The organism is Neisseria sp. N95_16 (assembly GCF_002551535.2).
Taxonomy (GTDB): domain Bacteria; phylum Pseudomonadota; class Gammaproteobacteria; order Burkholderiales; family Neisseriaceae; genus Neisseria; species Neisseria brasiliensis.
In genome coordinates this window covers 17,025-40,603 of sequence record NZ_PDBT02000010.1, presented here as the reverse complement: position 1 = coordinate 40,603, position 23,579 = coordinate 17,025, and the positions used below count along the sequence as shown (strand labels likewise).

Here is a 23,579-nt window from a genome sequence, read left to right as displayed (position 1 = left end):
AAAAGGCCGTCTGAAAACCATGGTTTTCAGACGGCCTTTTTGTGATGCTTAACCGATTAAGCTGCGGTAATTTTACCGCGGCGGGTGAGCAAAGTAATCAAATCGCAAATGCGGGTTTTCATGTCGCGGCGGTCAACGATTTGGTCAATTGCGCCTTTTTCCAACAAGAATTCAGCACGTTGGAATCCTTCCGGCAAGGTTTCGCGTACCGTTTGTTCAATCACGCGCGGGCCGGCGAAGCCGATTAAGGCATTCGGTTCGGCCAAAACCACATCGCCCAAAAAGGCAAAGCTGGCCGATACGCCGCCCATGGTCGGGTCGGTCAACACGGAAATAAACGGCAGGCTTTTTTCGCTCAATAAATGCAGGGCGGCGCTGGTTTTGGTCATTTGCATCAACGAGTTGACACCTTCCTGCATACGCGCGCCACCTGAAGCGGCCACGCAGATAAACGGGCAATTGTCGGCCACAGCGCGGCGCACACCTTGCACAAAGCGTTCACCCACAACCGAACCCATCGAGCCGCCGATAAAGCGGAACTCAAACGCGGCAATCACCACCGGTAAGCCGTTCATGGTGCCTTTCATGACCACCATGGCATCGTCTTCACCGGTTTGTTTTTTGGCGGCGCTCAGGCGGTCAGGGTATTTTTTACTGTCTTTAAACTTCAGCGCATCGGTCGGCTTAACCTGTGCGCCGATTTCTTCACGGCCGTTTTCATCCAACAGCAGGTTTAAGCGTTCGCGGGCAGACAAAGGATTGTGGTAGTTGCACTTGGTGCAGACCATATCGTTTTGTTTTAGCTCGGAAGAATAAATGGTCGCGGCGCAAGAAGGGCATTTGTGCCACAAGCCTTCCGGCACGGTAGATGATGCGTTTTCAGCACCATCGCGTTTAATTTTGGGTGGCAGGATTTTATCTAACCAACTCATGGATGACTCCTAAAGGATGTTTCAGACGGCCTTTAATCTTCAGGCGGATGTCTGGCTTAACGGATGGCGTCTTTTAATTCTTTCGCCAACAGGCCGACCGATTCTGCTTCGCGGCCTGCATTGTCTTCGATTTCTTTCACGATGCGGCTGCCGACAATCACAGCATCGGCCACAGCACTGATTTTGCGGGCGCTTTCGGCATTTTTGATGCCAAAACCGACGCCAATCGGAATGTCGATATATTTACGCAAAAGCTCTATTTTACGCGAAACTTCATCAGTATCCAAGCTGGCCGCACCAGTCACGCCTTTTAAGGAAACGTAATACACGAAGCCGCCGGCCAATTTGGCAATGGTTTGAATGCGTGCTTCGGTGGTGGTTGGGGCAATCAGGAAAATACAGTCGATGTCGCGTGATTCCAGCGCCTTTTGCAACGGTTCGATGGTTTCGACCGGAGAATCCACGGTCAACACGCCGTCCACACCGGCTTCGGCCGCAGCTTGGGCAAAGGTTTCATAGCCCATTTTGTGAATCGGGTTGAGATAGCCCATCAAAACCACCGGCGTGCGGCTGTTTTGTTCACGGAAACGGCGCACCACGCTCAACACATCTTTCAGCGAAACATGGTTTTTCAAAGCACGTTCGGCAGCGCGTTGAATGGTTGGGCCGTCGGCCATCGGGTCGGAAAAAGGCACGCCCAATTCTAAAATACCGGCACCGTTTTCCACCAAGCTGTGCATCAGTGCAAGCGTGGTGTCTGTATCAGGGTCGCCGACGGTGATATAGGGAATCAGGGCTTTGGCACCGTTTAAATCGGCAAAGGTTTGCTGGATTCTGCTCATCTTGTTCTCGCGTTCAAGCTCAGACGCTAAACGCAGCGCCTGCCTAAATGCAAATCAATAATCGTCTAAGTATAACATTGCCGCCTTGTAAATAGACAGGCCGTCTGAAAAAATTATTCATTTTCAGACGGCCTGTTTGGAGTGGGGCAGATTAATCGAGTTTGTGTTCGATGTAATCTTTGGTTTTGCTGCGCGGATCAACGCGGGTGACGGTGGTGTATTCGGCATCGATGATGTCGTCGTCTTTCGGTTGCGTTGATTGCTGGGTAAACGGATTGTGCGCGCGATTAGGATCGAAAGTGGCGGTATGCATGCTCATGTCGGCAATCGGTTTGCCTTTAATCGGCAGCAACAAAATCAGCGCGACCAGCATAGACGCAAAGCCCGGGCTCATCAACAGCAAACCGGCCAATGCAAAACGAATCGGCCACAAAAGCTGATACATGGAAATATCTTTGCCGCTGCGCATGGTCGCACCCACCAACAACACGCCCGACATACCGGTGCGGCGCAACATGAATACGCCGAGTGCAAAGCTGGCAATCATCAGCAAAAAGGTCAGGCCGCCACCGAGCCAATCGGCAACCCAAACAATTGACATGATTTCTAAAAAGATCAGTACCAAAAAGCCGATACCTAAAAATTGCATGGTTGGTTCCTTGTGGATTTTAGCGTTAGTTTGAGATATTAACATAAAGGTGTTTGCGCCGCCTTTCAAGGTGGCAAAATGTGAAAACGCGTAAGCTTATGTAGCAGTAAAAGTAAGTAAACGGAATGTTAAAGACTGGGCTTTAGGCGAGGATTATAGAGCTTGGATTTTTTACGTTTTAAAAGATGACTGAAACGGCTGGTTTGGATGAAAAGGCCGTCTGAACAGCATTTCAGACGGCCTTTCAATATTTTTGCCAAACATACCGACCGCAATCACACCGACATTATGCGCCAAGCTCGGTCATGGCGGATAAACGGCAGATTTGGTATCCTTATGCCCTATGAACACACAGACACTTCTCACCATCTCAACCCGCGGCAAAACGATTTTGCTCACCGGCATGGTGGCGCTGCTCGCTGCCTGTGCTTCCAACCAAACCAAACCGGTGCCGGAAGGCTATTACCGCGTTCAATCCGGTGATACCTTATACCGCATCGCCAAGCGATACGGCCAAAATGTGCAAACCTTGGTTGCTTGGAACAATTTGCCGAATTCTTCCAAAATTGAAGTTGGCCAAGTTTTACGAGTGCGCCGTGATGCCGCCGCCAATCCTTCCGCTTCACGTTCGGTGACACCGGTTAACCGCCTGCAACTGCAATGGCCGGTGGATAACGGCAGCAACAGCATTATTCAACGTTACAACGGCGTCACTAACAAAGGCATCGATATTTCAGGCTATCGCGGCCAAACCGTGAAAGCCGCTGCGGCCGGCCAAGTGATTTACGTTGGCGAAGGTGTGCGCGGCTACGGCAAATTGATTTTAATCAGCCACAACACTTCAACCATCACCGCCTATGCGCACAACGACAATATTTTGGTACAAAAAGACCAAAACGTGCGCGCGGGTCAGCCTATCGGCAATATGGGCAGCACCGACAGCGATCGCGTGAAGCTGCATTTTGAAGTGCGGATTAGCGGTAAAGCAGTTGACCCGATGACATATTTGCCACGATAAGTTTTAAATAAATCATCAAAAGGCCGTCTGAAAACTAAGTTTTCAGACGGCCTTTTGATTGGTATTTATTTGAATACACATCAAGTTTTCGGCAAAGTCACGCCGGTTTGACCCATGTATTTGCCGTTGCGGTCTTTGTAAGATGTTTCGCACACTTCGTCGCTCTCAAAGAACAACACTTGCGCCACGCCTTCGCCGGCATAGATTTTGGCCGGAAGCGGGGTAGTGTTGGAAAATTCCAGCGTCACATAGCCTTCCCATTCCGGCTCAAACGGGGTGACGTTGACAATAATGCCGCAGCGGGCGTAAGTTGATTTGCCCAAGCACACGGTCAACACATTGCGCGGAATGCGGAAATATTCCACTGTGCGCGCCAGTGCGAATGAGTTTGGCGGAATGATGCAGCAATCGTCTTCGACGGTGACGAAGTTTTTCGGGTCGAAATTTTTCGGGTCGACGATGGTGCTGTTGATGTTGGTGAAAATTTTGAATTCGTTGGCGCAGCGGATGTCGTAGCCGTAGCTCGATGTGCCGTAGGAAATAATGCGCTGGCCGTTGATTTCTTTGATTTGGTTCGGTTCAAACGGCTCAATCATGCCGTGTTCTTCGCTCATGCGGCGAATCCATTTGTCTGATTTAATGCTCATGCTGATTCCTTGTAAGCGATGATGGTTTCAGACGGCCTATATAAAAAAGGCCGTCTGAATACTATTTTTTCTTAGGTTGATTGGTTAATTTGACGTCTTTCATCATGCCTTTATCAAAGGTGATGACAAACAACGGCTCGTTGTTTTGCGTGACTTGGAATTGACCTTCGGCAAAACCCTGCTTAAATTGGCCGGTTAACACCATATTATTCAGGCGGGTGCTGTTGACGGAAAACGGCTCGAGAAATACCGTTTTGCTGGTGTTGACGGTGTAAGTGCCTTTGCCTTCGAAGCGGCCGTTTTTAAACTGGCCTTGGTAGCTGCGACCGTCTTGGCAAGCCCAGCTGCCTTTGCCGTGTGGCGTATTGGCCTTATCTACTTCGCCTTCGTAACGGCAGCCCTTGATTTGGTAAGGGTCGATGACTGCCGCGTTTACCGGTTGCCACAATGCCAAGCCTAAAGGCAAAAACGCTAAATATTTCAACATAAACCACTCCTTAATGGTTTCAGACGGCCTATTGATCAGGCCGTCTGAAATTATTCCTGCCAGCCGCCTAAATAAGAAACCAATTCTTCCAACATAGTGCTGAGCGCTTCGGTCATCAAAATTTGCGAAGCAAAAGTCAGGCTGGCGGCATCATCGCCGTTGTTTTCCGCTTCTTCCTGCAACACATCCAAATACTGAATGCGCTTGAGCGTGAAATCCTGCGTCAGGATAAACGCAATCTGCTCGCGCCACACCAAGCCCAGTTGGGTCACTGTTTTGCCGTTTTTTACATGCTGCACCACTTCATCGGCGGTCAAATCCTGCTTGGATACTTTCACCGTTGGCACCACATCGCCCACGCCTTTGAGTTCGCAATCGCTGTCCAACTCAAAACCACCTTCGCAATGGCCATCAAGCAGCCAAGAAGTCATCAACGAAGAAGGCGACTGCTTGGTATTCGGTAGGCTCGCTTCCAAGCCGCCCAAGGCTTCGCGTAATTTGGTTAACAGATTTTCCGCTTTGGCAGAAGAAGCATTGTTCACCAGCAAATAACCATGCCGCGTATCCAACACCGCCTGCGTGCGGCTGGAACGGGTAAACGCGCGCGGCAGCAGGTCATCGGTGATGATGTCTTTCAATTCCTGCTTTTCCTTGCGGCCGACATTGCGCCCTTCATTGTTTTGGATTTCTAAAACTTTGTCGTCCAAAATATCGCGGATCACACCGGCAGGCAAGACTTTCTCTTCTTTTTTCAAAGCCACGCGCCAAGTGTAATCTGCCGGGAAAACCAATTCCGGCGAGAAAGAAACCGGTGCGGCAAAGCCTTCGCTGAACCAATCCAAACCTTGGCAATGGGTAAATTCCGCTTCGCCCAGTTTAGCCGCCAAAGTCTCCAATTCAGGCAGTTTTTCCTTGTTGACAGGGTAAAAACTGATTTGCTTAAACCACATCTGATTTTCCTTTCCTTAAAACGCCTTCATTATACAGATTTTAGCCGCAAAAATGGATAAAGGCCGTCTGAAAAACATGGCCTAATGAAAATAATCGCGCGGCTATGTTGACAGTATAAAACGGCTTAGGTATAGTCTCGTCTTCGGTTACGCGCCCATCGTCTAGAGGCCTAGGACACTGCCCTTTCACGGCGGCAACCGGGGTTCGAATCCCCGTGGGCGTGCCAGATTTCGATTAAAGCCCTGCTGGTTTCAGCAGGGCTTTAGTTTTTTTGTTTGATTAAACATGGTATCACATTTTCAGACGGCCTTTCCCATTTCACACAGTTTTCACGCTGCTGAAAATACTTCGGATTTGGTTTACAATACCGCTATTCATATTTTTAGCTATCGAGAGAGATTCATGTTAGACATCCAACTTTTGCGTAATGACACCCATGCGGTAGCGGCTCGTCTGGCGGCGCGTGGTTATGAATTTGACACGGCGCGTTTTCAGGCTTTGGAAGAGCAGCGTAAGGCGGTTCAGGTCAAGGCTGAGGAATTGCAGGCGGCGCGCAACAGTATTTCCAAGCAAATCGGTGCGCTCAAAGGTCAGGGCAAACATGATGAAGCTCAGGCGGCCATGGATCAGGTGGCACAAATTAAGGTGGATTTGGAGCAGGCTGCCAAGGATTTGGAGGCCGTGCAGCAGGAATTGGACGCTTGGTTGCTGACCATCCCGAATCTGCCGCATGAAAGCGTGCCTGCGGGTAAGGATGAAACGGAAAACGTGGAAGTGCGTAAAGTCGGCACGCCGCGTGAATTTGACTTTGAGATTAAAGACCATGTCGATTTGGGCGAACCGCTCGGCTTGGATTTTGAAGGTGGTGCGCGTTTGTCGGGTGCGCGTTTTACCGTGATGAAAGGTCAAATCGCGCGTTTGCACCGTGCCTTGGCGCAATTTATGTTGGATACGCACACGCTGCAACACGGCTACACCGAGCATTACACGCCGTATATCGTTGATGATGTAACCTTGCAGGGCACGGGTCAGTTGCCGAAATTTGCGGAAGATTTGTTCCATGTCACCCGCGGCGGTGATGAAAGCAAGAAAACGCAATACCTGATTCCGACTGCGGAAGTGACGCTCACCAATACCGTGGCCGACAGCATCGTAGCTGAAAGTGAATTGCCGCTGAAGCTGACCGCGCATTCGCCTTGTTTCCGTTCGGAAGCCGGTGCGTATGGTAAAGACGTGCGCGGTTTGATCCGCCAGCACCAGTTCGATAAAGTGGAAATGGTGCAAATCGTGCGTCCGGAAGATTCTTACCAAGCTTTGGAAGAGATGGTCGCCCATGCGGAAAATATCTTGAAAGCGTTGGAACTGCCTTACCGCGTGATTACCTTATGCACGGGCGACATGGGCTTTGGCGCAACCAAAACGTATGATTTAGAAGTGTGGGTGCCGGCGCAAAATACCTACCGCGAGATTTCCAGCTGTTCTAACTGCGAAGATTTCCAAGCACGCCGTATGAAAGCGCGTTTCAAAGATGAAAACGGCAAAAACCGTTTGGTGCATACTTTAAATGGCTCGGGTCTGGCGGTTGGCCGCACTTTGGTGGCTGTTTTGGAAAACCATCAAAATGCCGACGGCAGCATCAACATTCCTGCCGCCTTGCAGCCGTATATGGGCGGCGTGGCTAAGTTGGCAGTGAAGTAATTGAATTAAAGGTAAAGGCCGTCTGAAACTTGATGTTTCAGACGGCCTTTTTATTGGTTGGTTTATTTTTAGGTAAACAGGATAGTGTTTATCAGAAAATGCCATTCGCTTCTGATTTTATCCTAAGCGATTTTGTAATAACAAGGCCGTCTGAAATATTATTTTTCAGACGGCCTTGTTTATATTTTACCGCATCAAATCAAATTATTTCTTGGCTTCGTCAGCAAAGTATTTGGCTTTGATTTGCTCGTATTCGCCGCTTTCGCGTACTTTTTTCAATGCGTCGTTCAGCATTTGAACAGTAGCTTCGTCGCCTTTGCGGGCAGCAATGCCGTAGTTTTCAACGGTGAAATCAGGCAGGGTGATGAAGTCCATGCCTTTGGTCGGGTTGTTTTTCACATAGTTGGCAATCACAGCGCTGTCGCTCACTACGGCATCCAAACCGCCGTTTTCCAATTCTTTGATCACCAATGGCACGGTTTCAAAGCGGGCGATTTTCGGGCTGTCGTTGCCTAACAGTTTAGATACAGAGAAGTCGCCGGTGTAGCCGGTTACCACGCCGACTTTGTTCAGGTTTTTCAAATCTTCTGATGAAGAAATCGGTTTGCCTTGCGGTACCAACACCACTTGGGTAATTTCAAAATACGGATCGGTGAAGTCCATCGATTGTTTGCGGTCGTCGGTGATGGTTACACCTGACATCACGATATCCACGTCGCCGTTGTTCAATGCTGGGAACAGGCTTTCCCAAGGCTGGTGTTTGTATTCCACTTTGAAGTTGCCGGCTTTGGCCATGGCATCCATCAAGTCAACATCGAAGCCTTCCACTTTACCGTTGGCATCGCGTGATTCAAATGGCGCGAATTCGGCATTCATGGCTACGCGGTATACTTTATTTGGGTCGGCAGCAGCAGGTGCAGCGGCGGTGGTGTCTTTGCTTTGGCCGCTGCATGCGCCCAAGGTCAGTGCCGAGCAGGCGATGGCTGCGGCAATCCATTTTTTCATGTTCATGGTGAGTCTCCTCTATGTGGTGAATCGAAATTAAATAAAATAAAGCGCGATTTTAGCATAAGTCTATAATGACAGGGCAATGCGCAGCATAAACTTTTTGCCGTTTATCCGCTTGAATCAGCGTTCTTCTTCACGGAAAAAGGCGTAAGTCACGTCGTGGAACAAATCCGTGTGCGGACTGTCTTCGTAGTTGAGTTCGGCCAAAGCGTCTTCAAACGCCAGTTGGATGGATTCGACCACGTCTTGAGCGGTGTCGCCGGGCAGGGCGCGAATCAGGCCTTTGAGTGCGGTGGCCAAAACGTGATTCTGCATACGCAAAACTTCGTTTGACTCTTCCAAAAATTCTAATCGTTGCTCAATGCTGCTCATGTCTATTCCTTAGGAATCTGATAGAATGCCGCATTATAGCAAATCAAGCGGTTTGATTGCGAAACGGAAATTGCAACGAGATAAAAATGGATACCAAAAAGCCAAATCCTTCATCACAAACGGAAAACGATTTCAACTGGGAACGCCGGTTGGAACAATTACGCCAGACCCGTCAGATTAACGCGCCCTACACCCACGCGCCCTTGATTCGCGAATCGAAAGACGCGCGCCAGAATGTTGCCGCCAAAGCCGACAAACCTTATGAACTCGACCAAAAATCGCGCGATAAGGTATTGCGGGAATACATGCGCAAATGGCAGGAAGAGCATAATGCCGAAGTAGCACAGCATGAAGACATCGAAACCGATGATATGGTGCTGCTACAGGAAAACTGGTTGAGCGCGCAAAGCGCGTTGCAAATGCGCGCTTCCGAGAAACACATCGAATCGACCCGCACCGTGTGGCTCAATCCGAAACGCCAAACCGTTGAATTTCCTGAGTCGCAAGCCGAAAGCGAAGACACCATGCCGTCTGAAAAGATGAATGAAGCCGAGCATTCAGACGGCCTTGATGATGTGGCCGAACAAAAAGTGGTGGTGAATATCAATGTATTGAATCCGCAAGCCATCGGCCGCCGAGAAGTGTTTTGCATTTCCGAACAAGGATTGGCCGACCGCCTGATTAAGCGCATGCGTCCGCACGTGACCGATGCGGTCAACGGCATGATTCGCGTGGCGCTGCAAAAACAAATGGCTTTGCTCTCTTACAATTTGCAGCAAACCTTAAACGAACAAGCGCCGGCCTTGGTGGAGGATTTGCTCGATCACAATGTCAAAAAAGTGTTGGCTGATTTAAAATACGAAATGAAATACAAGCGTGAGAAGTAAACCGAATGAATAAATGGATTTGGATTGTCATTGCCGCTGCGGCGTTTTTCGGCTATCAAAAATGGCAGGATACGGCGCAACAGCCGAAGCAGGGGCAAACGCAGTCAAGGCCGTCTGCACAAGATCAAACACGTTCCGGCAGTGCAACGGGCAGCACCAATGCCGAAGCCGTGTTGCAGAGCGCATTTGAACAACGACGCAACAACCTGCAAATTGAAGGCGAGGGCGTGGTAAAAAAAACCTTGCCTGATGACAACAAAGGTTCGCGCCATCAACGCTTTATTTTGAAATTATCCAGCGGCCAAACCTTATTGGTGGCACACAATATCGATTTGGCCGATAAAATCAAAGGCTTGAAAAAAGGCGATACCGTCCGCTTCTATGGCGTGTATGAATGGTCGGAACAAGGCGGCGTGATTCATTGGACGCACCATGACCCCAACGGTCGGCATATTGACGGCTGGTTGAAACACAACGGCAAGATTTACCAATGATTGTTTAAGACCTTCTGAAATCATATTGCTTTCAGACGGCCTGAGTTATTCAGAAATAGAATAGCTGATGTTAGCTTTATTTTAATAACGAATATCTGATTTTGTGCGGCTTTTGTTCTTGAAACCAAAGCAAAATCGGCGCAAAATATTAACAAATTACATGCAGGCCGATACAGCAAACACCATGCTGCTTTTTTTATTTCCGTTTTCAGACGGCCTTGGACATTCAGGATTCAACCATGACGAAAAAGCTTCACCCGCAAACCTTGGCCATCCGCGCCGGCAAAGAGCAAACCGCTTACAACGAACACAACCAAGCATTGTTTTTAACCAGTAGTTTTATGTGGGAAAGTGCGGCGCACGCGGCGGATTTGTTTTCCAAAAAGGTAAAAGGATTCACCTACACCCGTACTGCCAACCCGACCACTGCTGCTTTTGAAAAACGCGTGGCGGCTTTGGAAGGTGCTGAGCGCGCAGTGGCGACATCGAGCGGTATGTCGGCGATTCAGGCGGCATTTTTAACTTTTTTGAGTGCGGGCGACCATGTGATTTGCAGCCGCGGTTTGTTCGGTACGACCGTCGGTTTTATCGATACCGTGGTGCAGCGCTTCGGTATCGAGGTAAGCTATGTGTCGACCGTTGATGTGGCCGAATGGCGTGCAGCAGTAAAGGGTAACACCAAGCTGTTTTTTTTGGAAACACCGTCTAACCCTTTGAGTGAAGTCGCTGACTTGCCGGCCTTGGCGGCGTTGGCACACGAAAACGAAGCTTTACTGGTGGTGGATAACAGTTTGATGTCGCCATTCGGACAACAACCTTTGCAATGCGGTGCTGACATTTCCGTGCAATCCGCAACCAAAGCGATTGACGGCCACGGCCGTCTGGCAGGCGGTGTGTTGTCCGGTTCGGAAGCCTTGATGAATCAGGTGGCGGTATATGCCAACTCTTGCGGTTTGGCGATTTCGCCGTTTAATTCGTTTGAATTGTTGAGCGGTATTGAAACGCTTTCCATCCGCATGGAAAAACAATTCGACAATGCGTTGAAGGTGGTGCAATGGCTGCAACAGCAACCACAGGTGAATGCGGTATATTACGCCGGTTTGCCCGACCATCCGCAGCGTGAACTGGTTGAGCGCCAGCAAAACGGCGGTGGCATTGTGGTCGGTTTCGAACTGGCCGACCAAGATGCGGCTTGGAAGGTGATTGACAGTGTGAATGTATTTTCACGTACGGCCAACTTAGGTGATGTACGCTCGACCATTACCCATCCGTGGACAACCACCCACGCGCGTATGTCGCCGGAAGACAAGCTTGCCGCCGGCATCCGACAAGGCTTGGTGCGTTTGTCGGTCGGCTTAGAATATATTGATGATTTGATTGATGATTTGAATCAGGCTTTACGTGCTTGATGTGCGGATTATTCTGTTTCAGACGGCCTTTTGTAAGCAACGGCGCCGTCTGAAAAATTAGTGAGAATCATAAGGAGTGGTTATGGATGAAGCGGTATTTTCCGCATGGGCATTGAAAATTTGCCTGACAGTATTGGTGATTTTTCTTGGTTTTATTGTGTGGAATTTAGGCAAAGAGTCAAAAGCCGGAAAATTCGGCATGATCATGCTGTTTCTAGTGTTGGGCTTGGGTGTGTTTGGCTTTTTGTTCAAAGAATTATTGATCAGTTTTTTGGTGTTGCCAAAGTAATGGCAGCGGGTAGTATGAATTAAAGTTTTTTTTGATTGTTTAACCGGTTTTTTAAAAATAATGACAATCCTTAAATTATTTAAATGTTATATTCAGTAAAGGTAATGAATTGAGTTAATGAAAGGAATCATTCATATGAAAACCGTTAATTCAGCCCATACTGCCCTATTGGTGGCAATATTGGCTTTGGGCGGTTGTGCCATTCCGGTTTATGAAGGAGTGGCTGTTCAGCCAGTTCCGGTTGTTATCGGTGTGCATGATGTCGATCGCAGTTTGGTAAAAAATAACGGTAAAGTGCATGTTTGTAGTATGACTCCGTTTACTCAAACTTATCGAAGCGAACATAGTAGTTTGGGGCGTGCCAAATTGGAGGTGCGCAAACAGTGTTTGGCCCGACATCATGAAATGTTCTGCAAACCCCGTGATATTAGTTGTGAAACATATGACTAAATCAAATAAAACAATATGATTATTATGAAACAGGCCGTCTGAATTTTCAGACGGCCTGTTGTTTGGAAGCCTCGTATTTTTCAAAATTTAAATCCAAGTGAGCGGATGGAGGTCATTGGGAAATGATGCGACGTAAGTGACCGCTATGAGTTAGACAAATGCCGTAATAGCGGCCAAACCATATTGGATTATTTCGGTTTTCAAAAGTCATCCCCGAATACAAACCAAAATCACTGGCTTCGCTTTAGGTGTTTCTGATAGGGGGGGTTAAGCTTTTAGTGCCGCAGCTTCTTTTGCCAAGCGGGTGATGCTATCCCAGTCCTTATTTTGCACTGCTTCTTTTGGAGTCAGCCATGAGCCGCCGACACACAATACATTCGGCAAGGCCAAGTATTCAGGTGCGCTTTCCAAAGTGATACCGCCGGTCGGGCAGAAGCGGATATCAGGGTAAGGACCAAACAAAGCTTTGAGCATGGCTTTGCCGCCAACCACTTCGGCGGGGAACAGCTTCAGGGTATCGATGCCGTGTTCCAAGGCCAATTGCACTTCGCCCGGTGTCGCTACGCCCGGAATCAGCGGAATGCTGCTTTGATGGCTGGCTTTAGCCAAGGTTTCATGCAATCCCGGGCTGATGGCGAAGAGTGCACCGGCATCTTCCACGGCTTTGAGTTGTTCGGGGTTGGTTACCGTGCCTGCGCCGACGATGGCGTTAGGCACTTCTTTGGCGATCAGGCGGATGGCATCCACGCCGACCGGTGTGCGCAAAGTAATTTCCAGCGTGGGAATGCCGCCTTCAACCAAGGCGTGTGCCAAGTCAACGGCCGTAGATAAATCGTTAATCGCCATCACAGGGATAACCGCACCTGCGCTTAAGATTTCGCGTGGGGTGAGTGTTGCAGACATGTTTGTTCCTTGAAAATAAGTTCGCTTCGTTAATAGGTTTCAGACGGCGTTGAAGATTCATCAGCAGGCCGTCTGAAAAAGATTCAGGCAAATTCGCCGCCGAAACTCATGGCGCCGGTTTCTGCCGAGCTGGTCATGCTGCGGAAGTTGGCAAACAATTCTCGCCCGCAACCTTGCTGGTTGGCACTCAAATCGATTTGCTCGACTTCGCGTGCTGCCCATTCGGCTTCGTTGGTTAAGACGTTCAGTTCGCCGGTCACAGAATCAAAACGGATTAAATCGCCGGTGCGGATTTTGCCGATGCCGCCGCCCATCAAGGCTTCAGGGGTCATGTGGATGGCAGCCGGCACTTTGCCTGATGCGCCCGACATACGGCCGTCGGTCAGCAGGGCAACGCTGAAACCGCGGTCTTGTAAAATGCCCAAAGGTGGGGTGAGTTTGTGCAATTCCGGCATACCGTTGGCACGCGGGCCTTGGTAGCGCACCACGCACACGAAATCGCGCTCGAGTTCGCCGCGATCAAAAGCTTGCAATACTTCGCGCTGGTCGTTGAACACGATGGCAGGGGCTTCGATGATGCGGCAGCCTTCGCGGATGGCCGATACTTTAATCACACCGCGGCCGATGTTGCCTTGCATCAGGCGCAAACCGCCGTCAGGTGAGAACGGATTGTCGATTTTGCGCAAGATGTCGTCATTGCCGCTTTCGGTTGGTGCTTCGCGCCATTCCAGTTTGCCGTCAATTAAGAACGGCTCTTGGGTGTAGTGGCGCATGCCGTGGCCGACTACGGTGTCAACATCGTCATGCAGCAAACCTGCATCCAGCAATTCGCGAATCACAAACGGCAAACCGCCGGCTGCAGCAAAGTGGTTGACGTCGGCTTTACCGTTCGGATACACGCGAATCATCAATGGAATAATAGAAGAAATTTCGTCAAAATCATCCCAGTTCAAAATCACACCGGCCGCACGCGCCATGGCGACTAAGTGCATGGTGTGGTTGGTCGAACCCCCGGTCGCCATCAGGCCGATCAGGGCATTGATGAATGATTTTTCCGTCAACATTTCGCCCAATGGCAGGGCAGTGCCGTTGCGGATGCCTTGTGCCAAGTGGGCGGCGCTGTAGCGGGTAAGGGCTTCGCGCAAATCGGTATAAGGATGCACAAATGCGGCCGCCGGTAAATGCACGCCCATCATTTCCATCATCATTTGGTTGGAATTGGCGGTGCCGTAGAAGGTGCAGGTGCCGGGGCTGTGGTACGAGCCCATTTCGCTTTCGAGTAGGGCATCGCGGCCTACTTTGCCTTCGGCAAACAATTGGCGGGTACGCGCTTTGTCTTTATTGCTGATGCCGCTGGCCATCGGGCCTGCCGGTAAAAATACTGCCGGAACATGACCGAACGACAAAGCACCAATCATCAGGCCGGGTACGATTTTGTCACACACACCCATATACAGGCCGCCGTCGAACATTTGATGCGACATGCCCACTGCCGTGCTCATTGCAATCACATCGCGCGAGAACAAAGACAATTCCATACCGGCATAACCTTGTGTGATGCCGTCACACATGGCCGGTGTGCCGCCGGCAACTTGCGCGGTGGTGCCGTATTTTTGTGCTTCGTCCTTAATCCAATCAGGGAAATCTTTAAATGGTTGGTGCGCCGAAACCATGTCGTTGTAAGCGGTGATGATGCCTAAGTTTGGCACGGTTTCCTGCAGCATTTCGATTTTGATGCTTTTGGGCATGGCGGCATAGCCGTGGGCAAGGTTACTACAACCCAATTGGTTGCGCTCCAAGCGGCCTTGTTGTTTGGCAGCGCGGATTTTAGCTAAATATTTGGCACGCGTTGCTTGGCTGCGGTCGATGATACGCTGGGTAATTTCCGCCAGTTTGGGATGGATAGGAGTGTGGCTCATGTATGGCTCCTTTTTTGGCCGTCATGCGACTCGGTTTTATATGGGCGGCTGCTGAGGCCGTCTGAAAGAATGGAAACTGATATAATGTAATCAATATTATAATACAAATATTGTAGTTTTGTTACAGTTAATCTGATTTATCTGTATGAAATTTGATGCAAGTCTTAGTTTTGGTCAATTGTAAGCAACTGTAATCGCGAATGTGTTAAAAACTTAAACTAGGTCAAATAAATTCTGAAAATGGCGATAGACAAAATCTGTAGCAGTGTGTAGTATTACTACGAATTTACTGGTTTCGCTGGATTTTCAACGGGCAATATGCAGCCAAATCATCAATATGCTTCAATGTATCTGATTTTATGCGGATTTGTCACGTTAAGGTTTGTGGGTTTTATAAAAAATATTTCTTAAAATGGCATTTGAGCCTCTTCTTGATGAAAGATGAAACAATGAGTATTCAAACAAATTTTGATTTGGTGTTGTTCGGTGCAACAGGCGACTTGGCCATGCGCAAATTGCTGCCGTGTCTGTATCAGGCACATGTGGCCGGATTGTTGAATCCGCAAGGCCGCATTTTGGGTGTAAGTCGCAGCGAAATGGATACCGAAAGCTTTTTGGCTAAAGTCGAAACCAACTCAAAAATCCATGTGAAACAAAATTTTTCTGATGAACAATGGGCATCTTTCATCAAACGCATCGAATATCTTACTGTTGACGTTACCCGCTCTGAAGACTTCGCCGCTTTGGGCGAAAAAGTCAAATCCCGTGCAGAAACCGAAAGTGTGGTGGTTTATCTTTCAACCGCCCCGAAATTCTTTGCACGAGCCTGTGAAAATCTGGCAGCGGTAGGCTTGAATGCCGACAATGTGCGTGTGGTATTGGAAAAACCGCTGGGCACCGATTTGGCATCGTCACAACAAATCAATAATGATGTGGGTAAATACTTCAAAGAAGAACAAATCTACCGCATCGATCATTACTTGGGCAAAGAAAGCCTGCAAAACGTATTGGCCTTGCGCTTTGCCAACGTGATGTTCGAGCCGATGTGGAATAATAAATATATTAAAAGCGTGCAACTCACCATCGCTGAGCAATTGGGCGTGGAAGAGCGTGGCGAGTTTTATGACATCACCGGTGCCTTGCGTGACATGGTGCAAAACCACTTGATGCAAATGTTGTGCATGACCGCGATGGAACCGCCAAAAAGCTTGGATGCCGATGATGTGCGCGATGAAAAAGTAAAAGTGATTAAGTCGTTGAAACCATTGACCATTGAGTCGGTAAATGAAAATGTGGTTCGCGGTCAATACACTGAAGCAGGCGACATGAAAGGTTATCTGCAGGAAGTGGATGTGCCGGCTGAAAGCTTCACTGAAACTTATGTGGCCATTAAAGCCGAGATCGACAATGAACGTTGGCAGGGTGTGCCGTTTTATTTGCGTACCGGCAAACGCATGGCCGATAAAGTGGCCGAAATTGTGTTGAATTTCCGTGATTTAGACAACCATATTTTCCCGAACAGCAAGCCGTTTGCCAACCGCTTGGTGATTGAGTTGCAGCCGTTTGATTCCGTGCGCTTGTGTGCGCAAGTGAAAACGCCGGGTGCGGGCAATAATGTCGAAGTAACACCGATGACCATCGATTTGGATAAACAGTTGGCAGGCCGCCGTCCGGAGGCTTACGAGCGTTTGTTGCTGGATGTGATTAACGGCCATCTGGCCTTGTTCAACCGCCGTGACGAATTGGAAGCAGCATGGGAATATGTGATGCCGATTTTGGATAACTGGGCGCAAAATACCCAAGCGCCACACGGTTATGCCGCTCATTCATGGGGTCCTGAAGCAGCGCGCGAATTGTTGGCGCGCGACGGCAACAAGTGGCACGAAGAGCAGTAATATTTTTCAGACGGCCTTCAATTGAATAGGCCGTCTGAAAATATGTTGTCGGTTGGAAGAATCGTTCAGATGGTTTAAAGATTACATATTGATTAGGCTGTCTGAAATGATTGCCAAGTGTTATACCCGTCTTGATTCAATCAAGAATTCACTTAATGTTTCAGACGGCCTATTGATTTGAAGGCCGACTGAACAACGAAAGGAGCGCACGATGTTTACTTGGCACGAATATGAAAACGCAGCAGTTGCCGCCCGCGCACAAGCGGATGCGGTGGCGATCGAATTGCAAAATGCCTTAAATGAAAAAGGCAATGCCGTATTGGCGGTATCCGGCGGCCGCTCGCCAATTGCTTTTTTTGAAGCCTTGTCGCAAAAAGACTTGGATTGGGCCAATGTGAGCATCGGCTTGGTGGATGAGCGCATTGTGCCGACCACTCACCCTGACAGCAATACCCGTTTGGTACGCGAACATTTGCTGCAAAACAAAGCTGCTGCAGCGCAGTGGATTCCAATGATAGAAGACGGTAAAGCTGAAATTGAATTACGTCCGCAAGCTGTGGTGGACTACGCTTTGAAACAATACAAGCATCCTGATGTGCTGGTGTTGGGCATGGGCGGCGATGGCCATACCGCTTCGTTGTTCCCGCAAGCGCCGCAATTGCCGGAAGCGATTAATCTGGAAAACAATCTGACCCTGATTCATACCACACCAATCACCGCGCCACACGAGCGCGTGAGCATGACCTTGGATGCGATTTTGAATACCTTGAATGTGTTTTTGGCCATTCAGGGTACAGATAAAAAAGCCGTGTTTGACAAAGCAGCGGAAGAGCCAAATGAAACATACCCAATCAGCCTGATTTTAAATAACGAAAGAGTGGATTGCCATGTCTTCTATACCAACTGATTACCCACGTTTAGTTGCCGATATCGGCGGTACCAATGCCCGCTTTGCGCTGGAAGTTGCGCCGCAGCAAATTGAGCAGGCACATGTGTTGCCGTGTAAGGATTACGACACCATTGTCGATGCCGCACGCGAATACCTGCGCTTGACCGGCCAGCCGAATGTTGCCCATGCCGCAGTGGCGATTGCCAATCCGATTGTCGGCGATTGGGTGCAGATGACCAACCACCACTGGGCGTTTTCCATTGAAACCACCCGTCAGGCATTGGGCTTGGAAACCTTGATCTTCCTGAACGATTTCACTGCACAAGCCTTGGCTGTGACCCAAACCGAAGACAAAGATTTGGTGCAAATCGGCGGTCAGGCACCAGCTGAACACCAACCTAAAGCCGTGATTGGACCGGGCACCGGTTTGGGCGTGAGCGGTTTAGTACACAGTCCGGCCGGTTGGGTGGCGTTGGCAGGCGAGGGCGGTCATACCAGCTTCCCGCCGTTTGACGACATGGAAGTCACCATTTGGCAATACGCCAAAAACAAATACGGCCATGTTTCTGCCGAGCGTTTCTTGAGCGGCGCGGGCTTGAGCCTGATTTACGAAGCCTTGGCTGCCAAAGAAAAAGCCAAACCAAGCAAACTGACGCCGTCTGAAATTACCGATCGCGCCTTGAGCGGCACATCGCCTTTGTGCCGTCAGACATTAGATATTTTCTGTGCCATGTTGGGCACGGTTGCCTCGAATCTGGCGTTGACTTTGGGCGCGCGCGGTGGTGTATATTTGTGCGGCGGCATCATTCCGCGTGTGTTGGATTATTTTAAAAATTCATCATTCCGCAGCCGCTTTGAAAATAAAGGCCGTTTTGAAGCCTATTTGGCTGCCATTCCGGTGTATGTTGTGTTAAGTGAGTTCCCGGGTATCACCGGCGCAGCTGCGGCTTTGGATAATCATTTGAAAAATTGTTTAAGCAAATAAATTTGCAGTGCAGAAAACCAGTCTGTCACATTGCGATAATGGAGAGGGATCACCATCATGTTAAGTAAAATCAGTGAGTCATTGCCGAACTTGTCCGGCGCGGAACGTAAAGTCGCCGAATCTGCCTTAGCTGAACCAAAATGGTTTGTGCATGCGGCGGTGGCGGAAATCGCCGAGCGCGCTTCGGTTAGTCAGCCGACGGTAATCCGTTTCTGCCGCAGCTTGGGCTATAAAGGTTTGCCGGAATTCAAATTGGCTTTGTCGGCCAGTATCGGCCACGAGGGCATGCCTTATGTGCATGAAGAATTGAATGCCGATGACGACATGAATAATGTGGTGGAAAAGGTATTGGGCAACGCTGCTGCGTCTTTATTGGGCGAGCGCCGTTACCTGAAAGAGGCGGAATTAGAAAACGCCATCGCAACCTTAATGCACGCCCGTCGCGTTGAATTTTACGGCGTGGGTAACTCCGGTATTGTGGCGCAAGATGCGCAGCATAAATTTTTCCGTTTCGGCATTTCAACCGTCGCCTATGTGGACACCCACACCCAACTGATGGCGGCATCGGTGTTGACCGATAAAGATGTGCTGGTGGCGATTTCGAACACCGGTTCGTCAATTGAATTGCTGGATGCGGTCAGCATTGCCAAGCAAAATGGTGCGGCCGTGATTGCGGTGACGCGTGCGGAATCACCGTTGGCGCAATTGGCTGATTGCGTATTAAGCGTGGCCACGCAGGAAAATGCCGAGCTTTACACGCCGATGGTGTCGCGCCTGCTGCAATTGGCGGTGATCGACATTTTGGCCATCGGCTTGGCCTTACGCTTGGGCGACCAAGCCAGTCTGCAACTGCAAAAAAGTAAAAGAAGTATTCACAATAAACATGTTGAATATGATAAGGACTAAAAAATCATGAAACACCTTCACGACTTACCAAGCTGGTCGAAATTGTGGAAGCATTTCGACCAAACCAAAACCGACCACATGCGTGCCATGTTCGAGCAAGCCCCACAACGTGCCGAACGTTACTGGTCGCAAGTGGGTGGTTTGACGCTGGATTATTCCAAAAACCGCATCAACGACGAAACCTTGTCTTTATTGCTGGATTTGGCTCGCGAAGCCGGTGTGCCTGAGCGTATCAAGCAGATGTTCCATGGCGAGAAAATCAACTCAACTGAAGATCGCGCCGTGTTGCATGTTGCCTTGCGTAACCGCACTAATTCACCGATTGTGGTGGATGGCGAAGACGTGATGCCGAAAGTGAATCATGTGTTGCACCGCATGGGCGAATTTGCACATGAAGTGCGCAGCGGCAATTGGTTGGGCTACACCAATCAAGTGATTACCGATGTGGTGAATATCGGTATCGGCGGCTCGGATTTAGGCCCGTTGATGATGTGTACCGCGTTGAAACAATACGGCCATCCACGCATGCGCATGCATTTTGTATCTAACGTGGATGGTTCGCAATTGCGTGATGTATTGGAAAAAGTGCACCCTGAAACCACGCTGTTTATCATTGCCTCTAAAACCTTTACTACTCAAGAAACCTTAACCAACGCCTTGACCGCACGTGAATGGTTCTTGGCGCATGCCGGTGATGAAAGCGTGGTGGCGAAGCACTTTGTCGCCGTATCGACCAACAAAAAAGCCGTGGCCGAATTCGGTATCGATACCGCCAATATGTTTGAGTTTTGGGATTGGGTTGGCGGCCGTTACAGCTTGTGGTCGGCGATTGGTCTGCCGATTATGCTGTTTTTGGGCGAAGAAAACTTCATCGAAATGCTCAACGGCGCGCACTTGATGGACCAGCATTTCTACAATACACCGCTGGAACGCAACATGCCGGTGATTTTGGCCTTAATCGGCATTTGGTACATCAACTATTATGGCGGTGGCAGCCATGTCATCGCCCCTTACGACCAACACCTGCACCGCCTGCCGAAGTTTATCCAACAGCTCGACATGGAAAGCAACGGCAAACAAGTCACACTCGACGGCCAAGCCGTGCAACATGAAACATCGCCGATTATTTGGGGCGGAACCGGTATCAACGGCCAACACGCCTTCTTCCAATCGCTGCACCAAGGCACGCACATCACGCCAATTGACCTGATTGCCTCTTTGGAAAAACGCAGCAACCTGCGCGGCCACCACGAAATCCTGTTGGCCAACGTATTTGCCCAAGCTGAAGCTTTCATGCGTGGTAAAACGCCTGAAGAAGCGCGTGCCGAGTTGCAGGCGCAAGGTTTGGATGAAGCGCGCGTTGAAGAATTGGTGCCACACAAAACCTTCTCCGGCAACCGCCCGACTAACTTAATCCTGATGGACAAAGTTAACCCGCGCAACATGGGCAGCCTGATTGCTTTGTATGAACACAAAACCTTCGTGCAAGGCACCATTTGGGGCATCAACAGCTTCGACCAATGGGGGGTGGAATTGGGCAAGCAATTGGCTAAAACCATTTTGGCGGAACTGACCGGTGAGAGCGAACTACAAAAACATGACAGTTCTACTGAGCGTTTGATTAATCTGTATTTGAACACCAATAAATAATGGATTAAGCTAGAAAAGGCCGTCTGAAAAATATTTTTTCAGACGGCCTTTATTTTATAGATTTAAGTGAGTAAACTGAAATGATGTTTAATCAATCTTTCAAAAAAACATGCCGTCTGAAACTTTCAGACGGCATGGTTCTACATAAAGTAATGTTGATTAAGGCTTAACGGTTTTACCGTTAATTTTTAAACTAGTCAGACGCAGATTATACGATTTACCGTCGTCTTCTTTATAGACGATTTGCGCCGGGATATTGTTTAAATTCGTGGCAAAAGAATAGTTAATCGTATCATCGCCGCGATGCACTACATAATTGCTGACAGGGGTCGAGCCGCCGCTGAATTTGTAACTTGCGTCACCCGATTTGCGCATATTGCTGATCGGGTAGATTTTTTTGCCGTTGGTGACATTTAAACCGCTTGGCAGCTTGGCGTCGCTCGCGGCCAATTGCCATGCCAGCGTGAACAAATCCATGGTAGTGCCGGAAACAGTTTTGGTTTGTTTGCTGTCGGCTTTGCCGTAGGTGACGCGGTTGCCGTTGAATTTGGCATCAGCATACACCTTACCGTTGCGCATTTCTTTGTAGTAAGTCGGCTTCAGCGTATTACCCGAAATGGTGCCGGCCGATTCAAAACGGATTTGATACAGCGGCACTTTAATCGTTGATACGATTTTGTAGCTGTTGCCGGTTCGGGTGAAATTCATGGTGGCCGGAATATTCAGATTGCCTGAGTATTGCAAGGTCGCCGATTTCGGCAACTCGGCCGCCATAAGTGTAGGCGCGGCCAAAGCGGTGGCCAATAAAGCGGTAAGGGTAGTGATTTTTTTCATTCTCTCTCCTGATATTAAGCCAGCAATGCAGGTGATTGCGGCTGTGTGTCGGTGTTTAAAACGCGGTTGCCTTGGATGTTCAGACGGCCTGCAATAAAATCGGCCACGGCTTTTGGAAACAATTGATGCTCGACGCTTAACACGCGTGCGGCCACATCATCGGCAGTGTCGTTATCCAAAATCGGCACCACGCCTTGGGCGATAATCGGGCCACAGTCTAATTCGGCAGTCACAAAATGAATGGTACAACCGGCCACGCGGCAACCAGCTTCCAAGGCGCGTTCATGAGTGTGCAAACCGGTAAACGAGGGCAGAATCGACGGATGAATGTTCATCAAACGGCCTTCGTAATGGGCACAAAATTCAGGGGTGAGAATGCGCATAAAGCCGGCCAACACCACTAAATCGGGCTGATAAGCATCAATTTTTGCCATCATAGCTTGGTCGAAAGCCAAACGTGATTCAAATGATTTGTGGTTGAGGCTGTCGGTAGCAATGCCGCGTTCTGCTGCCCAAGCCAAGCCGGCTGCGCTTTCGCTGTTGCTTAATACTGCAGCGATGCGGGCATTGGGGATTTGGGCGTTGACGATGGCCTGCATATTACTGCCACGACCTGAAATCAAAATAACAACGTTTTTCATGACATAGACTTTCTGTATGGGGTTAAATTAAAGCCAATGAGAGATGAGAACAAGCATTTTAGCCTGATTTAACCGGCGTTAAGTTTAAGGTTGATATTGTAAATGATATGGGAAAGGCCGTCTGAAACTTTTTTCAGGCGGCTTTGAAGCTTAAATAAGGGCATTAAAAGCCTGTTTGAATAGCCCGAAAGCCAAATAAAACATCACCAAAGCAATTAGGCTGTCGAGCAGCTGCCATACTTGCTCGCGTCTAAATAGTGGCAACAACAGCCGCGAGCCGAAGCCCAGTCCGCTGAACCATAAACCTGAGGCACTGATGGCGCCGACTAAAAAGAATTGTTTGGCGGTTTGATCCAAGTTGGCTGCGCTGCCACCAATCAATACCACGGTATCGATGTACACATGCGGATTGAGCAAAGTCAGCGCCAGTGTGGTTGCGGCGATTTTCAAGGCAGAAGGGGGAATGTGGTTTTCCGTATCTACCGTGAGATAATTGCCGCCTTGCCATGCGCGTTTGGCACTCATGGCGCCGTAGGCCAATAAAAATAAGCCGCCGGCCAAAGCCAGCGCACCGGATAGTTTCGGGCTGCCGGAGAGTAAGGCCCTTAAGCCAAACACGCCTAAAGTCATCAGCACCACGTCACACAACCAACACAACAGCACCACCAGCCAAACATGCTGGCGCAACAAGCCTTGTTTCAGCACCAATGCATTTTGTGCGCCGATGGCCATAATCAAGCCGGCAGAAATGAGAAAACCGTTAATAAAATGGGACATGATTTTGATATAAACAGGCCGTCTGAACATGTTCAGACGGCCTGTTT

General features: G+C 49.3%; 25 protein-coding genes and 1 tRNA gene. 13 read left to right on the top strand and 13 right to left on the bottom strand.

From position 1 onward, the window contains the following. Positions 1 to 56 precede the first annotated feature (56 nt). From accD to CRG49_RS02795, 3 genes are all read right to left on the bottom strand, one after another. Positions 57 to 932 carry an acetyl-CoA carboxylase, carboxyltransferase subunit beta gene (gene accD / locus CRG49_RS02805; RefSeq protein WP_095502489.1) on the bottom strand — a complete coding sequence of 292 codons (876 nt, stop codon included), beginning with the start codon at positions 930 to 932 and terminating at the stop codon, positions 57 to 59. Positions 933 to 988: 56 nt separating this feature from the next. Further along, positions 989 to 1,774 (bottom strand): tryptophan synthase subunit alpha, encoded by a 786-nt coding sequence (gene trpA / locus CRG49_RS02800; RefSeq protein WP_095502488.1) that lies wholly within the window; start codon positions 1,772 to 1,774, stop codon positions 989 to 991. Between the two features lie 151 nt (positions 1,775 to 1,925). Further along, positions 1,926 to 2,423 (bottom strand): FxsA family protein, encoded by a 498-nt coding sequence (locus tag CRG49_RS02795; RefSeq protein ID WP_095502487.1) that lies wholly within the window; start codon positions 2,421 to 2,423, stop codon positions 1,926 to 1,928. A 343-nt stretch (positions 2,424 to 2,766) separates the two neighbouring features. Here CRG49_RS02795 and CRG49_RS02790 point away from each other — a divergent pair, with 343 nt between their 5' ends. Continuing rightward, complete coding sequence (locus CRG49_RS02790) at positions 2,767 to 3,441, top strand: peptidoglycan DD-metalloendopeptidase family protein (RefSeq protein ID WP_095502486.1); 675 nt, start codon at positions 2,767 to 2,769, stop codon at positions 3,439 to 3,441. A gap of 80 nt (positions 3,442 to 3,521) precedes the next feature. Here the strand turns inward: CRG49_RS02790 and dcd are convergent, their stop codons facing one another. The 3 genes from dcd to CRG49_RS02775 all read right to left on the bottom strand — a co-directional run bounded on the left by dcd (position 3,522) and on the right by CRG49_RS02775 (position 5,525). Beyond that, positions 3,522 to 4,088, bottom strand: a complete 567-nt coding sequence (gene dcd, locus CRG49_RS02785) for a dCTP deaminase (RefSeq protein ID WP_095502485.1) — start codon at positions 4,086 to 4,088, stop codon at positions 3,522 to 3,524. Positions 4,089 to 4,149: 61 nt separating this feature from the next. Further along, a complete protein-coding gene (locus tag CRG49_RS02780; RefSeq protein WP_095502484.1) occupies positions 4,150 to 4,575 on the bottom strand; it encodes a hypothetical protein in 426 nt (141 codons plus the stop codon). A 50-nt stretch (positions 4,576 to 4,625) separates the two neighbouring features. After that, on the bottom strand, positions 4,626 to 5,525 hold the full coding sequence (locus CRG49_RS02775) for a recombination-associated protein RdgC (protein WP_095502483.1): 900 nt from the start codon (positions 5,523 to 5,525) through the stop codon (positions 4,626 to 4,628). A 151-nt stretch (positions 5,526 to 5,676) separates the two neighbouring features. Between CRG49_RS02775 and CRG49_RS02770 the strand changes: the two genes are divergently transcribed. Continuing rightward, a tRNA-Glu gene (locus CRG49_RS02770) sits at positions 5,677 to 5,752 on the top strand. A gap of 176 nt (positions 5,753 to 5,928) precedes the next feature. Then, positions 5,929 to 7,224 (top strand): serine--tRNA ligase, encoded by a 1,296-nt coding sequence (serS, locus tag CRG49_RS02765; RefSeq protein WP_095502482.1) that lies wholly within the window; start codon positions 5,929 to 5,931, stop codon positions 7,222 to 7,224. A 204-nt stretch (positions 7,225 to 7,428) separates the two neighbouring features. On the opposite strand, the gene CRG49_RS02760 is transcribed toward serS, so the two are convergent. Both CRG49_RS02760 and CRG49_RS02755 read right to left on the bottom strand, forming a co-directional pair. Next, the gene (locus CRG49_RS02760) at positions 7,429 to 8,235 is read right to left on the bottom strand and encodes a basic amino acid ABC transporter substrate-binding protein (protein ID WP_095502481.1); all 807 of its coding nucleotides are present in this window, start codon (positions 8,233 to 8,235) and stop codon (positions 7,429 to 7,431) included. A gap of 117 nt (positions 8,236 to 8,352) precedes the next feature. Then, positions 8,353 to 8,604 carry a hypothetical protein gene (locus CRG49_RS02755; protein WP_095502480.1) on the bottom strand — a complete coding sequence of 84 codons (252 nt, stop codon included), beginning with the start codon at positions 8,602 to 8,604 and terminating at the stop codon, positions 8,353 to 8,355. An 86-nt stretch (positions 8,605 to 8,690) separates the two neighbouring features. On the opposite strand from CRG49_RS02755, the gene CRG49_RS02750 reads away from it, so the two are divergent. The 5 genes from CRG49_RS02750 (at position 8,691) to CRG49_RS02730 (ending at position 12,133) form a co-directional block, all read left to right on the top strand. Further along, positions 8,691 to 9,491, top strand: coding sequence for a hypothetical protein (locus CRG49_RS02750; protein WP_095502479.1), 801 nt, complete (start codon positions 8,691 to 8,693; stop codon positions 9,489 to 9,491). Between the two features lie 5 nt (positions 9,492 to 9,496). Next, positions 9,497 to 9,985: a DUF3465 domain-containing protein gene (locus CRG49_RS02745; RefSeq protein ID WP_095502478.1), complete on the top strand. Its 489-nt coding sequence runs from the start codon at positions 9,497 to 9,499 to the stop codon at positions 9,983 to 9,985. Positions 9,986 to 10,224: 239 nt separating this feature from the next. Continuing rightward, the gene (gene metZ, locus CRG49_RS02740; RefSeq protein ID WP_095502477.1) at positions 10,225 to 11,394 is read left to right on the top strand and encodes an O-succinylhomoserine sulfhydrylase; all 1,170 of its coding nucleotides are present in this window, start codon (positions 10,225 to 10,227) and stop codon (positions 11,392 to 11,394) included. An 82-nt stretch (positions 11,395 to 11,476) separates the two neighbouring features. Continuing rightward, a complete protein-coding gene (locus tag CRG49_RS02735; protein WP_095502476.1) occupies positions 11,477 to 11,683 on the top strand; it encodes a DUF2788 domain-containing protein in 207 nt (68 codons plus the stop codon). A 135-nt stretch (positions 11,684 to 11,818) separates the two neighbouring features. Further along, the gene (locus CRG49_RS02730; protein ID WP_195690034.1) at positions 11,819 to 12,133 is read left to right on the top strand and encodes a hypothetical protein; all 315 of its coding nucleotides are present in this window, start codon (positions 11,819 to 11,821) and stop codon (positions 12,131 to 12,133) included. A 267-nt stretch (positions 12,134 to 12,400) separates the two neighbouring features. Here CRG49_RS02730 and CRG49_RS02725 read toward each other — a convergent pair whose 3' ends face one another. Together CRG49_RS02725 and edd are read right to left on the bottom strand one after the other, a co-directional pair. Next, positions 12,401 to 13,036: a bifunctional 4-hydroxy-2-oxoglutarate aldolase/2-dehydro-3-deoxy-phosphogluconate aldolase gene (locus CRG49_RS02725; protein ID WP_095502475.1), complete on the bottom strand. Its 636-nt coding sequence runs from the start codon at positions 13,034 to 13,036 to the stop codon at positions 12,401 to 12,403. Between the two features lie 83 nt (positions 13,037 to 13,119). Then, positions 13,120 to 14,955: a phosphogluconate dehydratase gene (gene edd, locus CRG49_RS02720; RefSeq protein WP_095502474.1), complete on the bottom strand. Its 1,836-nt coding sequence runs from the start codon at positions 14,953 to 14,955 to the stop codon at positions 13,120 to 13,122. Between the two features lie 449 nt (positions 14,956 to 15,404). Here edd and zwf point away from each other — a divergent pair, with 449 nt between their 5' ends. The 5 genes from zwf (at position 15,405) to pgi (ending at position 21,280) form a co-directional block, all read left to right on the top strand. Continuing rightward, positions 15,405 to 16,850 carry a glucose-6-phosphate dehydrogenase gene (gene zwf / locus CRG49_RS02715; RefSeq protein WP_095502473.1) on the top strand — a complete coding sequence of 482 codons (1,446 nt, stop codon included), beginning with the start codon at positions 15,405 to 15,407 and terminating at the stop codon, positions 16,848 to 16,850. 211 nt (positions 16,851 to 17,061) lie between these two features. Further along, positions 17,062 to 17,757: a 6-phosphogluconolactonase gene (pgl, locus tag CRG49_RS02710; protein WP_095502472.1), complete on the top strand. Its 696-nt coding sequence runs from the start codon at positions 17,062 to 17,064 to the stop codon at positions 17,755 to 17,757. Beyond that, positions 17,738 to 18,724, top strand: coding sequence for a glucokinase (locus CRG49_RS02705; RefSeq protein ID WP_095502471.1), 987 nt, complete (start codon positions 17,738 to 17,740; stop codon positions 18,722 to 18,724). The genes pgl and CRG49_RS02705 overlap by 20 nt, the downstream gene beginning before the upstream one ends. Positions 18,725 to 18,781: 57 nt before the next feature. Beyond that, positions 18,782 to 19,630: an SIS domain-containing protein gene (locus CRG49_RS02700; protein WP_095502470.1), complete on the top strand. Its 849-nt coding sequence runs from the start codon at positions 18,782 to 18,784 to the stop codon at positions 19,628 to 19,630. Between the two features lie 6 nt (positions 19,631 to 19,636). Continuing rightward, a complete protein-coding gene (gene pgi, locus CRG49_RS02695; RefSeq protein ID WP_095502469.1) occupies positions 19,637 to 21,280 on the top strand; it encodes a glucose-6-phosphate isomerase in 1,644 nt (547 codons plus the stop codon). A 159-nt stretch (positions 21,281 to 21,439) separates the two neighbouring features. Here pgi and CRG49_RS02690 read toward each other — a convergent pair whose 3' ends face one another. From CRG49_RS02690 to CRG49_RS02680, 3 genes are all read right to left on the bottom strand, one after another. Beyond that, positions 21,440 to 22,114 (bottom strand): DUF3108 domain-containing protein, encoded by a 675-nt coding sequence (locus tag CRG49_RS02690; RefSeq protein WP_095502468.1) that lies wholly within the window; start codon positions 22,112 to 22,114, stop codon positions 21,440 to 21,442. Positions 22,115 to 22,128: 14 nt separating this feature from the next. Beyond that, positions 22,129 to 22,755 carry a phosphoribosylglycinamide formyltransferase gene (gene purN, locus CRG49_RS02685; RefSeq protein ID WP_095502467.1) on the bottom strand — a complete coding sequence of 209 codons (627 nt, stop codon included), beginning with the start codon at positions 22,753 to 22,755 and terminating at the stop codon, positions 22,129 to 22,131. A 150-nt stretch (positions 22,756 to 22,905) separates the two neighbouring features. Continuing rightward, positions 22,906 to 23,532: a LysE/ArgO family amino acid transporter gene (locus tag CRG49_RS02680; protein WP_095502491.1), complete on the bottom strand. Its 627-nt coding sequence runs from the start codon at positions 23,530 to 23,532 to the stop codon at positions 22,906 to 22,908. Positions 23,533 to 23,579: the final 47 nt, after the last annotated feature.

Coding starts and splice junctions, on each gene's coding strand:
- CRG49_RS02690 (WP_095502468.1), bottom strand. CDS start 22,114: ATGAAAAAAATCACTACCCTTACCGCTTTATTGGCCACCGCTTTGGCC.
- CRG49_RS02790 (WP_095502486.1), top strand. CDS start 2,767: ATGAACACACAGACACTTCTCACCATCTCAACCCGCGGCAAAACGATT.
- metZ (WP_095502477.1), top strand. CDS start 10,225: ATGACGAAAAAGCTTCACCCGCAAACCTTGGCCATCCGCGCCGGCAAA.
- pgl (WP_095502472.1), top strand. CDS start 17,062: ATGTTTACTTGGCACGAATATGAAAACGCAGCAGTTGCCGCCCGCGCA.
- CRG49_RS02745 (WP_095502478.1), top strand. CDS start 9,497: ATGAATAAATGGATTTGGATTGTCATTGCCGCTGCGGCGTTTTTCGGC.
- accD (WP_095502489.1), bottom strand. CDS start 932: ATGAGTTGGTTAGATAAAATCCTGCCACCCAAAATTAAACGCGATGGT.
- CRG49_RS02735 (WP_095502476.1), top strand. CDS start 11,477: ATGGATGAAGCGGTATTTTCCGCATGGGCATTGAAAATTTGCCTGACA.
- trpA (WP_095502488.1), bottom strand. CDS start 1,774: ATGAGCAGAATCCAGCAAACCTTTGCCGATTTAAACGGTGCCAAAGCC.
- CRG49_RS02760 (WP_095502481.1), bottom strand. CDS start 8,235: ATGAACATGAAAAAATGGATTGCCGCAGCCATCGCCTGCTCGGCACTG.
- CRG49_RS02700 (WP_095502470.1), top strand. CDS start 18,782: ATGTTAAGTAAAATCAGTGAGTCATTGCCGAACTTGTCCGGCGCGGAA.
- CRG49_RS02780 (WP_095502484.1), bottom strand. CDS start 4,575: ATGTTGAAATATTTAGCGTTTTTGCCTTTAGGCTTGGCATTGTGGCAA.
- CRG49_RS02795 (WP_095502487.1), bottom strand. CDS start 2,423: ATGCAATTTTTAGGTATCGGCTTTTTGGTACTGATCTTTTTAGAAATC.
- zwf (WP_095502473.1), top strand. CDS start 15,405: ATGAGTATTCAAACAAATTTTGATTTGGTGTTGTTCGGTGCAACAGGC.
- CRG49_RS02730 (WP_195690034.1), top strand. CDS start 11,819: ATGAAAACCGTTAATTCAGCCCATACTGCCCTATTGGTGGCAATATTG.
- CRG49_RS02680 (WP_095502491.1), bottom strand. CDS start 23,532: ATGTCCCATTTTATTAACGGTTTTCTCATTTCTGCCGGCTTGATTATG.
- purN (WP_095502467.1), bottom strand. CDS start 22,755: ATGAAAAACGTTGTTATTTTGATTTCAGGTCGTGGCAGTAATATGCAG.
- pgi (WP_095502469.1), top strand. CDS start 19,637: ATGAAACACCTTCACGACTTACCAAGCTGGTCGAAATTGTGGAAGCAT.
- edd (WP_095502474.1), bottom strand. CDS start 14,955: ATGAGCCACACTCCTATCCATCCCAAACTGGCGGAAATTACCCAGCGT.
- CRG49_RS02705 (WP_095502471.1), top strand. CDS start 17,738: ATGTCTTCTATACCAACTGATTACCCACGTTTAGTTGCCGATATCGGC.
- CRG49_RS02775 (WP_095502483.1), bottom strand. CDS start 5,525: ATGTGGTTTAAGCAAATCAGTTTTTACCCTGTCAACAAGGAAAAACTG.
- CRG49_RS02755 (WP_095502480.1), bottom strand. CDS start 8,604: ATGAGCAGCATTGAGCAACGATTAGAATTTTTGGAAGAGTCAAACGAA.
- dcd (WP_095502485.1), bottom strand. CDS start 4,088: ATGAGCATTAAATCAGACAAATGGATTCGCCGCATGAGCGAAGAACAC.
- CRG49_RS02725 (WP_095502475.1), bottom strand. CDS start 13,036: ATGTCTGCAACACTCACCCCACGCGAAATCTTAAGCGCAGGTGCGGTT.
- CRG49_RS02750 (WP_095502479.1), top strand. CDS start 8,691: ATGGATACCAAAAAGCCAAATCCTTCATCACAAACGGAAAACGATTTC.
- serS (WP_095502482.1), top strand. CDS start 5,929: ATGTTAGACATCCAACTTTTGCGTAATGACACCCATGCGGTAGCGGCT.